At 46.3% G+C, this 15493-nt stretch carries 13 protein-coding genes and 1 pseudogene; 8 read left to right on the top strand and 6 right to left on the bottom strand.

Annotated elements, in window-relative coordinates; genetic code table 11:
* Window positions 1–64: 64 nt before the first annotated feature.
* Window positions 65–352: a stage VI sporulation protein F gene (locus D3P09_RS02965; RefSeq protein WP_120107065.1), complete on the top strand. Its 288-nt coding sequence runs from the start codon at window positions 65–67 to the stop codon at window positions 350–352.
* A 76-nt stretch (window positions 353–428) separates the two neighbouring features.
* Window positions 429–1211: an SDR family NAD(P)-dependent oxidoreductase gene (locus D3P09_RS02960; protein WP_120107064.1), complete on the top strand. Its 783-nt coding sequence runs from the start codon at window positions 429–431 to the stop codon at window positions 1209–1211.
* Window positions 1212–1294: 83 nt separating this feature from the next.
* Here D3P09_RS02960 and D3P09_RS02955 read toward each other — a convergent pair whose 3' ends face one another.
* Window positions 1295–1888: a TetR/AcrR family transcriptional regulator gene (locus tag D3P09_RS02955; protein ID WP_120107062.1), complete on the bottom strand. Its 594-nt coding sequence runs from the start codon at window positions 1886–1888 to the stop codon at window positions 1295–1297.
* 270 nt (window positions 1889–2158) lie between these two features.
* Here D3P09_RS02955 and D3P09_RS02950 point away from each other — a divergent pair, with 270 nt between their 5' ends.
* From D3P09_RS02950 to D3P09_RS02930, 6 genes and pseudogenes are all read left to right on the top strand, one after another.
* Window positions 2159–3376, top strand: coding sequence for an MFS transporter (locus tag D3P09_RS02950; RefSeq protein ID WP_120107061.1), 1218 nt, complete (start codon window positions 2159–2161; stop codon window positions 3374–3376).
* 213 nt (window positions 3377–3589) lie between these two features.
* A complete protein-coding gene (locus D3P09_RS02945) occupies window positions 3590–3994 on the top strand; it encodes a CBS domain-containing protein (protein WP_120107059.1) in 405 nt (134 codons plus the stop codon).
* A 192-nt stretch (window positions 3995–4186) separates the two neighbouring features.
* Window positions 4187–4273, top strand: a pseudogene (locus D3P09_RS28555) (hypothetical protein); the annotation flags it as partial.
* A gap of 663 nt (window positions 4274–4936) precedes the next feature.
* The gene (locus D3P09_RS02940; protein WP_243643879.1) at window positions 4937–6880 is read left to right on the top strand and encodes a hypothetical protein; all 1944 of its coding nucleotides are present in this window, start codon (window positions 4937–4939) and stop codon (window positions 6878–6880) included.
* A 145-nt stretch (window positions 6881–7025) separates the two neighbouring features.
* Entirely contained in the window at window positions 7026–7898 is an 873-nt protein-coding gene (locus D3P09_RS02935) for a hypothetical protein (RefSeq protein WP_120107057.1), read from the top strand.
* 749 nt (window positions 7899–8647) lie between these two features.
* Window positions 8648–9472, top strand: coding sequence for a hypothetical protein (locus D3P09_RS02930; RefSeq protein ID WP_120107055.1), 825 nt, complete (start codon window positions 8648–8650; stop codon window positions 9470–9472).
* A 200-nt stretch (window positions 9473–9672) separates the two neighbouring features.
* Here the strand turns inward: D3P09_RS02930 and D3P09_RS02925 are convergent, their stop codons facing one another.
* From D3P09_RS02925 to D3P09_RS02905, 5 genes are all read right to left on the bottom strand, one after another.
* Window positions 9673–11115: an epoxide hydrolase family protein gene (locus D3P09_RS02925; RefSeq protein WP_207892437.1), complete on the bottom strand. Its 1443-nt coding sequence runs from the start codon at window positions 11113–11115 to the stop codon at window positions 9673–9675.
* Window positions 11116–11378: 263 nt separating this feature from the next.
* Window positions 11379–12494: a GerAB/ArcD/ProY family transporter gene (locus D3P09_RS02920; RefSeq protein ID WP_120107053.1), complete on the bottom strand. Its 1116-nt coding sequence runs from the start codon at window positions 12492–12494 to the stop codon at window positions 11379–11381.
* A gap of 18 nt (window positions 12495–12512) precedes the next feature.
* Window positions 12513–12755, bottom strand: a complete 243-nt coding sequence (locus D3P09_RS02915; RefSeq protein WP_120107051.1) for a hypothetical protein — start codon at window positions 12753–12755, stop codon at window positions 12513–12515.
* Between the two features lie 2 nt (window positions 12756–12757).
* Entirely contained in the window at window positions 12758–13927 is a 1170-nt protein-coding gene (locus D3P09_RS02910) for a Ger(x)C family spore germination protein (protein WP_120107049.1), read from the bottom strand.
* Window positions 13924–15492, bottom strand: a complete 1569-nt coding sequence (locus D3P09_RS02905; protein ID WP_120107047.1) for a spore germination protein — start codon at window positions 15490–15492, stop codon at window positions 13924–13926. The genes D3P09_RS02910 and D3P09_RS02905 overlap by 4 nt, the downstream gene beginning before the upstream one ends.
* Between the last annotated feature and the right edge of the window lies 1 nt (window position 15493).

The raw sequence follows: 15493 nt of genomic DNA, 5'->3' as shown, positions 1-15493 counted from the left end.
CGGCATATAGTTAGTTCATGTGGAACTATGGAGATGGAATGCGGAAGCGGAGGTGCGTCAGCCGGTGAGCTACCAGAATTACGGCATAAAGCCGCAGCTAGTCGAGCGTGTGAAGCTGAAGATGAAAAACCCTGTCGTGAAGGACCGCATCAGGCAATTGCTTGGGAATGTGACCAAATACGACTTGCAGGACCGCGTCAAAGTACGCAAGCTGGTGAAATCAGCCGCTGTCATATTGCATGAGAAGCTAACGGATACACAAGAGGATCAGATTATTAATTTTGTGCTTGGGCAGAAGATCGATCCGAACAACACGTTCCATTTGCTAAAGCTGTGGGGCATGTTCCGCTGACCTTGAGGGGTCAGCTTTTTTTTGTGATATGATAAGGGTGGCATACATACTTGGAGATGGATAAGGAGTTGTGGTTATGGATCTCGGATTAAAGGACAAAGTGGCGATGATTACAGGCGGCAGCAAAGGCATCGGTCTCGAGACGGCATTGACGCTTGCTGCGGAAGGCGCGAAGGTTGCCATCGTGGCGCGCAATCCGGAGTCGCTGCAAGCGGCGGCTGAGCGGATAAAGGAAGCGACTGGAGCTGAGGCGCTGGTTATCTCGGCGGATATTGCTGTAGAATCGGAAGCCCGGGCAGCAGTTGAACGAACGGCAGAGCATTTTGGTTCCGTTGACATTCTGGTTAATAATGCAGGTACATCCGCGGCCAAGCCATTCGAAGACGTAACTTCGGAGAGCTGGGATACTGACCTGGACTTGAAGCTGCTGGGCCCAGTCAATTGCTCGAAAGCCGCGATTCCGCATATGCGCCGGCAGGGAGGAGGAGCGATTCTGAACGTGACGGCGATCAAAGGAAAAGCGCCGTCCGCTTCATCGCTCCCGACCTCCGTCAGCCGCGCTGCGGGACTTGCACTGACAAAAGCGATGAGCAAGGACCTGGCGGGCGATAACATTCGCGTCAACGCGGTATGCATCGGATTGATTCGCAGCGACCAGATCGAGAAGAAGTGGAAGTCCTCGGCGCCGGAGCTTACATGGGACGAGTTCGCGGCTGATCCTCGCCATGACATCCCGCTGGGCCGTATCGGACAAACGAAGGAAGCTGCCAAAGTGATCACGTTCCTCGTCTCGGATGCAGCTTCTTATGTGACAGGTACGGCTGTCAACATCGACGGCGGTTCGTCGGCGGTGTTGTAACTAAGTTGTCTCCTAATAGCAACGTTAAACGACCGTTCTCCAATATAGAGGACGGTCGTTTTTGGCGTGTGTTAAGGAGCTCATTACTTTCCTGCATCCAGCAAGGATAAGGCCATATCGATGCTTTGCCTGATGAAGGCATGATCTGGCTTGGCCTTGACCATGACCGTTAGTCCGATCATGGAGACGACCAGGGATTGGGCCATAGCTTCGGCACGAAGCGTCTCCGACAGCTCCCCTGTCAGCTGTCCATGCTCGATAACCTCCTGGAATATAGCTGCCAGGTACATCTGATGCTCGCGCGTCAGAACGGCGAATTTGGAATCATGGGGAGCAAGCTCAACCATGGTATTAATGCAAAAACAGCCCCGATGAATATCTGACTTGCTATTCTCCTCTGTCCCGATATGCTCGAACAGCTCCCGAAATGCCGCCTTCACCGACACTCCCTTTTGAAGCCGCGACTTCACTTGAGAAGCATGCCATGCGTTGTAGCGGCGAAGCGCAGTCTCGAACAGCTCCATCTTATCTCCGAAAGCCCCGTATAAGCTGGGACGCTGAATGCCCATTCCGCCCGTCAGATCCCGGAGCGAGGATGCTTCATATCCCTTTTCCCAAAAAATGCGCATTGCCGCATCAAGAGCCTTATCCGTATCAAATTCACGTTGTCTCACCATAAAGATCACCTTTTTGTATCAATCGGTATTTATTATATCGTAGTTGTTAGCAGGTATATTGTCAACTGGGGATATGAGCTTCATTGGCCTATTGAAAGTGGAATAATAGATTTTTGGCTGACGGTTAGCGGATCTTTACCTTGAGCTTCCTGTTGGTCACCATAGATCCCTATTGACACGGCGAGAGGTGTGGCGTATTCTACATAACATATTATATACCGATTGGTACAAAAAAGTATCGCAGCTGTACTTTTTCGGAAAGGGGTTAACATGATGAAGTCTTCCTATCAAGTCCAAAGCTCCAAAGCTGCTGAGCCCATGTTGGCTCGTACGGTTATTCTCTTATTGGCCTTATGCAGCGGACTTTCGGTCGCCAATATTTATTATGCGCAGCCATTGCTAGACTCTATTGCCCGCGACTTTGTTATTGCGCCATCCGCTATTGGCGTCGTTGTGACGGTTACACAAGTTTTTTATGCGGCCGGCTTATTGCTTCTGGTGCCTATGGGAGACCTGTTCAATCGCCGCAAGCTTATTGCGGTGCAGATGCTCTTGTCTGCTGGCGCGTTATTGACAGTGGCGGTATCGCATTCGACTGCCGTGCTGTATGCAGGCATTGCCATCGTCGGTCTGCTGGCAGTGGCGGCTCAGACGATGGTGGCTGCGGCTGCCGCTTTCAGCGCTCCATCGGAACGGGGGCGCACGGTAGGGCTCGTCACCAGCGGAATTGTGATTGGGATTCTGCTTGCCCGTACGATCGCAGGGACGTTGAATGACTGGCTCGGCTGGCGCTCGGTGTATGCTTTTTCGGCTGTTCTTACTTTGCTGGGCAGCATAGCGTTGTATCTGCTGCTGCCCAAACAAGAATCAAAACAAGTGGGACTCAGCTATGTCCGTATTGTTTTATCGGTGTTTCAGCTGTACCGTGAGCTGCCGATCCTGAGAATCCGTGCTCTGCTGGCTATGCTCATATTTGCTGCTTTCAGCATATTGTGGACGGCGATGGTGCTGCCATTAAGCAGCGCGCCGCTATCCTTGTCGCATACAGCGATCGGCGCTTTTGGTCTGGCCGGTGTGGCGGGGGCGCTTGCTGCTTCTTTCTCCGGCAGATTGGCGGATCTCGGGTATGCAAGAATGGTCAGCGGCATCTCCTTGGCCATTCTGCTGATCTCCTGGGTGCCGATTGGGCTAGTGTATCGCTCCATTTGGTATCTAGTTGCGGGGGTTATTTTGCTGGATCTGGCCGTGCAAGCGGTGCATGTGACGAACCAGAGCTTAATCTATAAGGCGCGTCCCGAGGCGCAGAGCAGATTGACTGCGGCATATATGATTTTCTATTCCATTGGCAGCGCTGCAGGCTCAATTGCGTCAACCTGGACATATGCTTGGGCGGGGTGGGCCGGAGTATGCTGGCTGGGGGCCGCGGCCAGCGGGCTTGCTTTGCTGCTATGGGCTTATGATTTTTTTGAAAATGAAAACAACAGATAATAGCTGTGGATAACTTTTTCATGGCGTAAGGAGTCATTCATGCAGCTCTTTCTGACTGATCAAGGCTAGCGTCTGCAGGGGATGTTGAGTGATGGTCCGCTTATTTCCCGGATGGGGTTTTTATTGACTGCCGGGGTATGCTAAACTAGATACATACACATTTATCTTGCGACACTCAAGATGTTGGGATTCGGTAGAAGGGAGCAGTAATCGATGCAAATATCCGATTTTTTATTTCCCAAAAACAAAGTGGCCTATATTCAATTCTCCGACCACCTGCAGACGGCCCTTGAAATATTAGAAAAGACGCAGTACACTGCTATTCCTGTCATCGACGGAGATGGCAAGTATGTATTCACGTTATCTGAAGGCGACCTGCTTTGGAAGATGAAGTATACGGAAGGCCTCGGCTTTCAAAATCTCGACAGCGTCAAGGTGCATGAAATCAAATGCCGGACGCGCAATGAATGCGTGGCGATCGGGGCGGACTTCGAAGATATGCTGGAGCTGGCAGCTGACCAAAATTTTGTTCCTGTCGTAGACGAGAACCAGATCTTCATTGGCATTATTCGCCGCAAAGACATTATCGAATATTATACGAGCACGATTACCGATTGATCGGTATGCAAGCCACGACAGCCCGTGTCCTTTCAGGATGCGGGTTGTTTTTATATTTAAGAAGCGATATTGATCGCCGGGATGGATAGAGCTCTTGTAGGAGAATTTTTTTTCAGGTCTGTAACTTTTAGGGGGGGAATGGTATCAGCGTTACCGAGTATATACGTATGGTACGGTTAAGAACATTTAGTTAAGCGCGTGCAGGAAATCGGATTTAAGTTGGAGGAGATCAATAGGCTGCTGTCCATCTATAGAAATCTATCCTGTAAGAAAACCTGAGCAATTCGCTTTAGAGAAGTTTAAGAGATTGAAGCCCGTATCCGCCCAATTGGAGCAGTTTAAGGAATTACGAGTATTGAATAGTTTGGTGGAGTGGATTATGTAAAATTGGACAGGTGATTGGGTAGAATTAGCGGTTTGTTTTAGGTAATTTAGATTAGAATAGTCTTACGGAGCTCCTGGAGCAAGTTCTAGAAGCCTCTATTTTTATGATATAATATACTTATTTAAATAACGGAAAATATCAAATGCAGAAATTTTTAGAGAAATTCATTTCGCTGGAATTATCTGTGAAAGCTCACTGAGTTAAAGGTTCAATATTAGATAAAAATTATTTGTAGCAACCTTCATTTTTAGAAAATAAGGTGCTGACATAATGATTTATAAACATGATTGGACCATATCCAAAAAGATGTATTTTTGATGGGACAGTGAACTAGACCTATATTCCCACAGAAAAAATCCAAGTTGAATTCTTAACTGCGAGCAATTCTCTATCTAAGTGAAGTATAGATAGAACGAGGTATATGTTCTTTTTGAGTGCATAATCAAACATGACTTTTATTAGCCTAAAATAAAAAGCTCGCGCATAAGCGCTAGCAGAATTTTGTATTTCCATGAGCTATGTCGATAAAACACTTTATAGACAAGGGGAATAGAAATATGGAAAGAGTGAAATATTATTCAAGTAATGACCTAACGTATGGGAATAATCTTGGAAAATGTATAGCTCTAATTGATCATTACGATACAGGTTTAAAAGAGGCAAAAGATATTAATGACTTTATTGAACTTTATAATACTAAAAAATACTTAGATAATAAAATTTTTCTTGTAGAGTGGACGCCGGAAATTATTGAGCGTTTGCAAACGTTTGTGAATAAATACTTTGGGAATGTTGCTAGATTTGTTAAGTCAATTGATGATATTAGTCTACTTAGTATTTATAACGAAGTTGAGTTTAATTATAAGGATGATTTTTGGGAACTATTTGATAAATTAAAAGTGTATGTGAACATTACAGAAGAGTCTTTTCAAAAGTTTATGGATATGTCTAGAGTAACGCTGCGAGAATTACTAAAGTGTAGAAATATAACAGACTACTTCGGAAAGATTATTAGAGAAAAGATGCTTACTGATACTTTATCTGCTCACATACTTTTAGACAAATATGAAGTAAAGCACCATCGAGAGATAGGCCCCATTTATTTTCCTAAAGAATTAAGCAATTTAGATAAAGAGACTATTATCAATAACTATATAGATAGTGAAGATCCTAATTTGAATTATCTTCGCCTTATTGCCAATATTCAAAGTAGTAAGGATAAGCTTGAAATTTTACCGAAGACTATCTTGAGATCAAAAAGGAAAGCAGAAGAACAAGAAAAGGTTTTATTTGGAGAGAACTCAGGTATACCTATGGAAACGAGTGTTGGTTTTTCCGGGACTCAAGATGAGGAAGTAATAATGAGTCATAAAGAACATTCTTTAACTATAACGTATAGTTCAAAATGGATCGAAAATAATTCTGATTATGCAACCCTGCTAAATAATTTCATTTATTTATTTGAATTTGTAGATTTACAAATGCGGTGCACACACGTTAATAAAACGAGTGAAATGGGTGTGTTTGAACGTTTTTTATCAACAACTTCCCAAAATGCTTATAATGTGGGTTTTGCATTTGAACAGAAAAATGCTTTATCACTACTTCAAATGGCTGGGTATTATAATCACTTATTCAGAAATGGCATAAGATTAGAGGAAGTTATCGAATGGTTTTTTGAAAATTATCTTTCGAATGAATTCGATGCTCATAACTTCAAAGTGAAATTGCCTTCAATAGATTCAACTTATCTTGAAAAATGCACTAGTATTATGCCAGGATTGGAATCAGTTTTAAAGCAATTTGATTTGTTTGTCGAAGAGGGAAATATTGATTTTGAACTACTTGAGATACGTTCTGAACATCTTATTTATAAAAACATTTCATCTTTGGTCGATAAAAAGTTTGTTTATGGTATTGGGCAAGAGTTTGAAACAGTGATGTTTTTACTTTTTTCGGATCAGAGCGGTTTAGGTTTTTATCATAAGACAGGGGAATCCTATAGCAATCTTTATAAACTATTGTTAGAAAAAGAACTCAAAATAAATGAAGTTCGAGATTATAATCTTTCAAATATTAGATGGCTTATTGAACGAAAATATCTTTTGATAAATAAAGATGAGTCGATTGTTTTCTATGATAGGCATCTTATTGTAATTCTTTATGATTTGTATAAGAATGACATGGCTGTTTATTGGAAATATTCTAATCATAGTAGAAGTATACTAGAAGAATTAAAGATCAAGAATGTGGTTGAATTTGAAAGCACACTATTCTCCAGACCAGAACAAGACTATATGAATTATATTCTCAACAAGTCAAAATTTAATAATGGATTAGATTTGAGGAATCGTTATAGCCATACACAACCTAATTGCGGGGGAGATGAAGGGTTACACTATCAAAACTATTTTATATTTCTAAGACTTTTTATTATTACACTTATAAAAATAAATGATGATTTTTGCACATCCGCTGAAATCAAGAATTTGAATGAGTGAAATTTGGGATACTACTCTTATTTTATAATTGACAGAACATTCTGTATGTTTTCGTTATGTCATTGGTAGAAAGATGTATTCGTATATTAACTTTCACGGAATTTAGAGCACTTAAATATACTATGTTTTATGAGGAGGCCCAATAATGGACGTATTTCAAATAAACCAGCATGATGACAGACCAATAGAGCTAACAGTGAAGAATTATGAATACAAAACTAGAAAGACAGATCCCTTTTATGTTGAAGTAAATAAAGTGATGAAATATTATGCAGTTTGTCCTGCTTGTAAAAATCCTATTATTATTGTTAATCTTTATGTTGATAAAACCTTGGATAAGAATAAGAATAAAATGCCTGTACATGCAAAGCATTGCAAGTATAGCGTTACTAATTTAGCTGAGTATAGTCAAGAAGCATATGACGATTGCCCTCTGGGCAATCCATCGAAATTTGGTGGAAGTTCAAAGCATAGAAATAAGAATAGAAGCAATGAAATTGTTGGATTAATCAAGGATTATCCAGTGGTACTTTATAATGAGATTAGAAGAATTACATGTATTGATTTTACTGAAAAGACGTTCTCATCCATGCTCGATACGTTTATTAAAGCTGAAGGATATTATTATAAATATATTAACAAATACAATCTTCCTTATGGATTTCTCAATATGCAAAAAAGCATTAGAATTTTTAGAAACAAGCTGTATTATTCTCCCTTTAAATCAGAAATGATAAACAGCATTAATAACAGTGAGTTCTTTCAATATAAAGATTATATAATAACTCCAAAATTAAAAGATGGCTTTTATGAAATCGAATTATATTTAGCTAATCATAAGATTGATTCAGAATATGAGATTGAAACTATTGATTTAATAATTATTGAAAAGTCAAATGGGAAGACAAATCAAATTTTCAAGAAAACTGTTAAGATAGATATTGATAAGTACATAAACGCTATTGATAAACACAGGCGAATTAATGGCATAACAGAAGCCATAAAACTGATTGACTAATTTGTCAAACACTCCCTCTATTGAAATCAAGTAATGAATTCTAGATGTCACTTGAAAAGGAATCATATTATTTTGTAACTGGCAGACTGGGATTCAAAACGATATTCTTCTCAAGATCAGTAAAAAAAGAGATCCACAAAAAAGCTCATTATTTAAAGAGCTAAATTCTATGAGATTACTAGAATAATTAGCGCAGATAAATAAATATTGTGGAAAACGAAACGTAATAATTTAATAAAATTGTCTCCAAGTCATTTACTAAATCATAAGAGATAATAAAACTTCAAATACTAAAACATATTCCGCTGATTCTATTTCTATAACCCTTTCCCTCCACGCATTAGTGAAGGTTTCAGTTGATTGAAAAATTAGTTTTAGCCAGGAAATATCGCCATTTTTGCTGTAACGCTCTATAGACTAGTGAATTAATTACTAGGCCGTAATTGTATCTTGAGAATCGGCATGGCAATTAGTAACAAGTTCTATAGGATTTTTTAACTATAGTTCTAACATGTTTTTGAAATATATAAATATGGGGATATTATATTTAAATTTATATATCAATCATTCACCCTTATAAATACCGTTGGACATGGGTCACGAAGAGCTGTTTCCTTGGGACAATGAATGCAACGATCATATGTCAATTGCCTGTGAAAAAAATACCCGCTATTCCTTACCATCCGTACACCCGCCGGACACATCATCTCTGTATACTTCCGAGTATAAACCACTTGGAGGTATCCACTATGAATAACAATAACGTGAAAAAAGCCGCAGTCATTCTTAGCATTACAGCCGTACTGGCAACTTTCTCCGGGCAAGCTTGGGCTGCGCAAAGCAGCCGTGTAGTAGCGCCCGCTCCTGCCGCGTTATCGGACAGCAAGAATCCCTATTATGTTGCTGGCATTGACGATCCGAAGGAATTCACCACTTATTTTGCCCAACTCCAGAAGGCTGTAAAGGAAAATAAGCCAGAGGACGCAGCCAAGCTGATTGCTTACCCGATGAATTGGAATCAGGACAACAAACAAGTGGTCATTCACAATAAGGATGAGTTTATCCAAAATTACGATCGCATCTTCACGGCCCGCGTGCGAGATCAGCTGTTAGCGCAAGCTGAAGACAAGGTGTTCGTGAACTGGAAGGGCATCATGGCGGGCGAAGGTGATCTGTGGATCGGCAAGCAAAATAATAAGCTCGGCGTGATTGCGGTCAATATCATCAATAATCCGTACGAGGTTGCAGGGATCAGGAGCGCAGCGGAATTCGAGCATTTCCTAACCAAGCTTCAAAACGACGTTCGCAAAGGCAATAAAGCCGCAGTGGCGGGCAGCATGACATATCCGCTGACAGTGAACAGCAAAGACAAAACGGTTGAAATTATATCCAAAAGAGATTTTATGTCCAAGTATGATAAAATCATGACGGCTAGCGTAAAGAAGAAGCTGCTGGCTCAAAAAGTCGAAGCCGTTCAACTCTTCATCAATTGGAAGGGCGTTATGGTTGGCGAAGGAGCGCTGTGGATGGGCCAGACCGGAGAAGCAATCGGAGTATTTGCGATTAATCAGTAATGGGTGTAATGAAAAACGATGAGCACTTTGACCTGAAAAAGTCGCCTTCAATAGGCGACTTTTTTGTATGTTCCTATGTGTGCAACGAATATTAAAATGGCTGGGATACAACTCAAAAGACAAGGTGGTGAGCTGCAGATGAAACGCCGGTGTTATACCGTCCGCTCATCTGCGGCCCTCTAAGTGGATATTGAAGGGAATTAGGCACGGAACTGGCGGAATGCCTCGGCCATCTCACGGGCGAAGATCTCCGGCTCCTCGAACGCAGCGAAGTGGCCGCCGGCCTCAACGCGGTTCCAGTAGAAGAGGTTCTCCCATGCCTGCTCCGCCCACTTGCGCGGCGGGATATAAGTCTCGGCCGGGAACAGGCTTGCGCCCATTGGCACGGAGATGCGGCCCCCGCCGGAGCGGGCCGACGAGAAGAACTCCGGACCTTGGATGGTAGCGCCCACGCCCTCCCAGTACAGACGAGAAGCGGACGCGCCGCTGCCGGTGAACCAGTAAAGCGAGATGTCGTTCAACATTTGGTCGCGGGTCAAAGCGTCCTCGGGACGGCCGTCGTTGTCGGTCCACTCGTGGAACTTTTCGTACATCCAGGCTGCGAGCGCGACCGGCGAGTCGTTGAGCGCATAACCGATCGTCTGGGGACGGGTGTTCATCTCGTCCGCATAGCCGGTTTTGTTCGTCACGAACAGGCTGATGCGAGCGAGGGCGTGCGCTTCCTCCTCGTTCGGGTTCGCCGGGATCTCGGCTGGCACGACCATCGGCAGATTCACATGCGCTGCCATCAGTCCTCTGGGCGCTTGTGAAGCAAGGGCTGTGGTGACAGCCGATCCCCAATCGCCTCCCTGCGCAACGTAACGGTCGTAGCCAAGGCGTTCCATTAGCTGCGCCCATGCGCCTGCGATGCGGGCAGGGTTCCAGCCTAGATCACGCGGCTTGTCGGAGAAGCCGTAGCCAGGCATGGAGGGGATAACGACATGAAAGGAGTCCTCTGCGCGGCCGCCGAATCGCTCTGGGTCAGTAAGGCGCTCTGCCGCATCGAGAAACTCGATGATCGAGCCCGGCCAGCCGTGGCTAAGCAGCAGCGGCATAGCGTTGTCGTGCTTCGAACGCAGGTGGATAAAGTAGATGCCGACACCGTCGATCCTCGTGCGGAACTGCGGGAACGTGTTCAGGCGCTTCTCGAACTCGCGCCAGTCGTATTCGTCCTTCCAGTACGCGATGAGCTCCTGCGCCGCGGCAAGCGGGACGCCCTGCGTCCAGTCGTCTACCAGTTCACGGTCAGGCCAGCGCACCAAGCTCAGGCGAAGCTTCAAGTCGTCAATCGCCTCCTGCGGAATGTGAACCTCGAATGGCGTAATTTCCTCCGTCGCCTCTCTGTCGTACTTGTCGTCCTCCTGGTCATGCTTGAACGTCTTCTCCATTGAGGCGATGATTTGAGACTTCACAATATCATAAAATCCTGTCTCCTCGGAGCCAGTGATTGTTACACCCTCACTGATAGCCTGCATCGACTGCAGACGGCGATGCTCTCCAGCAAGATCTTCAATTGCCTTCAGGGTATGCTTCGCTTGAAGGAGCAAATCTTTATGATGTTGTTCTACTAATCTTTGTTCAAGCTTCTCAAGCTTTTCAATCATGAGCAGTCATTCCCTTCGTATTGGATTAAGTCGGATGGGGACCTTTCTGCTCCTTTAGCCTAAAGTTTTGGAGCACAAAAATACTCTACAGCTTCGAGTATGGTCTAAGTCAAGCATCCGTTGCGGATGGAGGCACAAGAAATAACGAATCTGCTGACTGTCCAGAAGTTCGTGTTGAAAACACTATAGCGGATATAGCATTTATTTATGTTTTATTGCTTAGCAATAGCGGAGCTCGGAGTTATAGCAGCATCTGCAGTCTCCTAAACATTCTGCTTCTTGCTTTTGCCAAACTGCGACCGAATTACTGCCACAACTAATATAAGCAGTACCGGAAGCACATAAGTAATGTTGTTGATAAGCGGCCATGAAATGTTCACCAGCTCCTCGAGCTCGGCTTCCTTGGTGTATGTAGTGACCGACAGCAGGAAGCAAATAAAGGAGACAGGGAGCACCAGGTAGCGCTCATCGTCAAGCTTGAGCAGCTCCTTCAGCAGCTTCATCAGGATTAACAGCAGAATGGATGCTTTGAAGTAAAAACCGACGATAAGCGAAAAGCCGATAACGGATTCGATGCGTTCAATCAGCTCTTGCACATAGATCAGCCTGGCTAGCTGGTATAGCGAATATTTCAGGTCGCCCGACAGCGGCCCCAGCACCATAATGCTGCTAAGGACGGATAGAATCAGCGTCATCGTATTGACGATAAGGGCGGCATACATATGCTTGCCGAGCTTGGCATTGTCCTTGCGCCGCACGAAAGGCAGAATAACGGCGAAGACGATAAGCTCGGAATAGGGAAAGCCGTAGACGACGTAAGCGGCATTCAGAATCGGCCCGATTCCGTCAGGCAAGACCGGAAGCAGGTATTCGGGATGGTACAGGCTTCCCACCAGCAGCCAGATCAAGATGATAAAGGCGAACATCAGCGTCAGCAGCACTGCGGCCATGCGGGCCATGACTTCGATTCCGGCCAATGCCGTAAGCGCGATCGTGACGAAGAACAGCGAGTTTACGGCGTAAGTGGGTGTTTCTTTCAGCATCGTGTTTTTGAAAAAAGTGCCGATCTCGATCACAATGCCTGCGATGTTCCAGAACATGACACAAGTGAGGGGAATCAGCAGGATGAGCGTCAGCGTATGGCCCAGCAAGGCGCGGCTTTGCCCGATTAGGGAGAGCTCCGGGTACTTCCGGTGCAGATATAGAATGCCCGCCAGCAGGAGTATGCCCATAGCCGCAGCGATAATAAGAGAGATCCATGCGCCGTTGCCGCCCAGATTGGTCAAGGGAGCGGGCACAACGACGATGGAGGAGCCGGTCATGAAGAAGAGGAACAGCATGGACATTTGAAGGGAGCTGATAGACTCTTGCTTGTTCATGCTTTCTTCTCCTTTCCCTTAAGATTGCGCCGGATTCAGCCAGTGGATGATCTGCTGCGCCGGCTTGGTGAATAGATTGAAGATGCTGTCTATGTTCGGCCAAGGCTTACTGGAGATGAAGAGAAAGGCCAGATATAGCAGAGGCACAATCATGATGCCGTAGATCATCCGGTCATGCCTGCTGGATTTCTTCAATCTCGGCAGATCATAGATCAGCATCGCGGCAGCCAACAGAAGAACGCAGATCAGTTTCCCCAGCATCGCTATTTCTCCTTCGTTCCGAATAAGGTGCCGGCGTTCATGCCGGTGCTTAGCACGCTCACATCTACATGCACCTCGAATTGGGTCTCGGCGATCAGGCTATCCCATTCCGGCTCAAGCTGTCTCCATAGCTTCGGATGCTTGCGGAACAGCTGATTGCCGATCCCAAGCGCATCTATCTTCTTTTTCTGCAATAGGGCCAGAAGATGCTGGATTTGCTCCTCGACCTGCTTCGTAATGGCCTCTTCGAATTGCTCTACATCTTTGCTGCTCTTCAGATGCGAGCAGCGCAGCTCCCCGATCGTGCCTTCTATCGCGATGTCCGCGGTGACATGGACGGCGTCTCCATGGATCGTCGGACTCAGCCTGCTGTTGAAGCTGAGCACCTCCAGCGACTCTTTGTCCTGAATGCGATGGTTGACATTGTTCATGCACGGAAACTCGAGCACCCCGTATTTGTATTTGTCCGTCAGCATCATGAAGGCTTCTGTGTCCGGCTCCTTGAGCACGCCGACCATCTTGCCGTCGCGGATCAAGGCAACGCCGGAGATAATCGCTTTCGGCTCCTTTCCATCGATATGCAGATAGGGGATGGTTGACGTTTTGGAGGGGCTGCTTAGTTGAATCGCCAAGTCATACAGCGGAATGCTTGAGGTTTCGGCGGAAAATTGCGAGCCGCTCATCTCCATTCGTTTGATCTGCTGGCCGATGGTTTGTTCGATGAATGGTTTGATGTCGAGATAATGGCCGGCTGTATGCTGTGTAATGATGGGAAGAATCGTGCCGCGCGGCTCGTGGTCGCGGGAGAAGAAGTCAAGAACTTCCCGTATATTAAGCGATCTGGCAAGCGGCTCCCCTAGCAAAATGACGCGCATGTGGTCCCATTTGGCTTTCCGCCCGAATTTCGAGGGGATTTCCCTCATCGCATCAAAAAAGGTTTCGCCAGTAGTCACGATATTAATCCCTTTGGATGCAGGGTTTCCGACATTGCCCATCTCCATTTTGCTGGCCGGGTTATAGAAATGGGTTGTAATTTGAATTTGCTGTTCGTCAATCATATCGATGGCGATGGCTTGAACATAGCCGTATTCGTCGAGCTCCTTGTTGTCCCAGCATCCGCAGAGCAGGCTGAGGGCAAGGGCGAGAACAAGCAAGGAGAGGGGGCGCTTCATGATGTATTTTTCCTCCCTGATGTTTTTCGGTTAAGATGCCGGTTCCGAGGGGAGTGCAGCAGCAGCCGCGGCAGCACCACTACAGCGTCCCTCAATCTCCCGATATCAAGCGGAGCGAGAGAGGTGAGATAAGGCACGCCGAGCGAACGCAAGGTAGCCAGATGGAGATAGATGAGAATAATGCCGACCATAATGCCTAGCCCGCCGAAGGTCGCTGCGAGAAACATAAGCGGAAACCGCAGAATCCGCAGCGCAATCGCCATATTGTAATGAGGCAGGGCAAACGATGCGATGCCTGTCAAAGCAACGACAATGACCATAACCGGCGACGCAATCTGCGATTGGATCGCCGCCTGGCCGATGACGAGCGCTCCAACGATGCTGACGGCGGAGCCGATGGGCCGCGGCAGCCTGATGCCGGCTTCCCTGAGCAGCTCGAAGAAAAACTCCATGATCAAGGCCTCGACCAGTGCCGGGAACGGTATGCCCTCCCGCGTATTCAGAATCGCCAGGAGAAGAACCGTCGGAATCAATTCGGAATGAAAGGTAGACAGCGCGATGTAGGTGCTGGGCAGCATCAGCGCGATGACAAAAGCGGCCATCCGCAGAATGCGGATCAAGGTCGAGAAGATTGAGCGGTAATAATAATCCTCGCTGTTGGTGAAAAATTCGATGAAGCTGCCGGGACAGATGAGCACGGACGGGCTTCCGTTCACCATGGCGATGATTTTCCCTTCCAGCAGTGCGGCAATCACCGTGTCGGGGCGCTCCGTATACCGCACCTGCGGGAATGGAGAATACAGCGATTCGCCGATCCACTCCTCCAGGTAGGACACTTCCACAATTTCTTCTTTGCCGATTTGACGGATTCTGTTCTCGAATTCACTGAGAATTTCCGGCTTAACGACGCCTTCCAAGTAACCGTAGGATATCGTCCGCTGGACATGCTCGCCGGAGATAAAGCGCTCGAACTTGAGCTTTGGCGACTTCAGCAGGCTGCGAATGACGCCGATGTTGCGCTCCAGGCTTTCGATGAAGCTGACATGGGGGCCTTGAACGGTAGGCTCCGTGATCGGCTCCGAAGCTTGGCGCTGCTCGACGTCGAAGGCGGAATAAGCAAGCGCCTTGTTCCACCCCTCAAAAAACATAACCACCTTACCGTCCAGGATGGCTGCGACGGCAGAGGGAATATCTGTTAGAAGCTCAACACTGGGAGAAGCAAGGCCCTGCTGCTCGAAAAAACGGATGACATCCTGAACGGTCGTCTCGGAAGCCGGTCCCAGCTCATGCGGCACCAGATTCTGCAGCGTATCCTTTGCATAGTACTTAGGTGTGGATTTGGTCAAGGTATCGAAATAAACGGAGAAGGCCGAATATGCCAGATCGGGTCCGTAGGTCCAGGCCATAATTTTCAGGTCGGTGCAATGGGCAAAAACGGCTTCTATGGCCTCCCGATTCTCGTCGAGCGATAAGTTGATGGGCGGCTCTGCGGACGGCTGGCCGGATTCGCCGGTTGGCTGATCCGGTCCCGGCGGGAGATCCTTGTTATTCGGCGATTTCTTCATG

Source organism: Paenibacillus pinisoli, from assembly GCF_003605435.1.
Classification (GTDB): domain Bacteria; phylum Bacillota; class Bacilli; order Paenibacillales; family Paenibacillaceae; genus Pristimantibacillus; species Pristimantibacillus pinisoli.
Note: the sequence above shows the minus strand (reverse complement) of the source record. Positions and strands in the feature narration are given on the sequence as shown.

Coding starts and splice junctions, on each gene's coding strand:
- D3P09_RS02945 (WP_120107059.1), top strand. CDS start 3,590: ATGCAAATATCCGATTTTTTATTTCCCAAAAACAAAGTGGCCTATATT.
- D3P09_RS02930 (WP_120107055.1), top strand. CDS start 8,648: ATGAATAACAATAACGTGAAAAAAGCCGCAGTCATTCTTAGCATTACA.
- D3P09_RS02950 (WP_120107061.1), top strand. CDS start 2,159: ATGATGAAGTCTTCCTATCAAGTCCAAAGCTCCAAAGCTGCTGAGCCC.
- D3P09_RS02905 (WP_120107047.1), bottom strand. CDS start 15,492: ATGAAGAAATCGCCGAATAACAAGGATCTCCCGCCGGGACCGGATCAG.
- D3P09_RS02915 (WP_120107051.1), bottom strand. CDS start 12,755: ATGCTGGGGAAACTGATCTGCGTTCTTCTGTTGGCTGCCGCGATGCTG.
- D3P09_RS02940 (WP_243643879.1), top strand. CDS start 4,937: ATGGAAAGAGTGAAATATTATTCAAGTAATGACCTAACGTATGGGAAT.
- D3P09_RS02935 (WP_120107057.1), top strand. CDS start 7,026: ATGGACGTATTTCAAATAAACCAGCATGATGACAGACCAATAGAGCTA.
- D3P09_RS02955 (WP_120107062.1), bottom strand. CDS start 1,888: ATGGTGAGACAACGTGAATTTGATACGGATAAGGCTCTTGATGCGGCA.
- D3P09_RS02960 (WP_120107064.1), top strand. CDS start 429: ATGGATCTCGGATTAAAGGACAAAGTGGCGATGATTACAGGCGGCAGC.
- D3P09_RS02925 (WP_207892437.1), bottom strand. CDS start 11,115: ATGATTGAAAAGCTTGAGAAGCTTGAACAAAGATTAGTAGAACAACAT.
- D3P09_RS02920 (WP_120107053.1), bottom strand. CDS start 12,494: ATGAACAAGCAAGAGTCTATCAGCTCCCTTCAAATGTCCATGCTGTTC.
- D3P09_RS02910 (WP_120107049.1), bottom strand. CDS start 13,927: ATGAAGCGCCCCCTCTCCTTGCTTGTTCTCGCCCTTGCCCTCAGCCTG.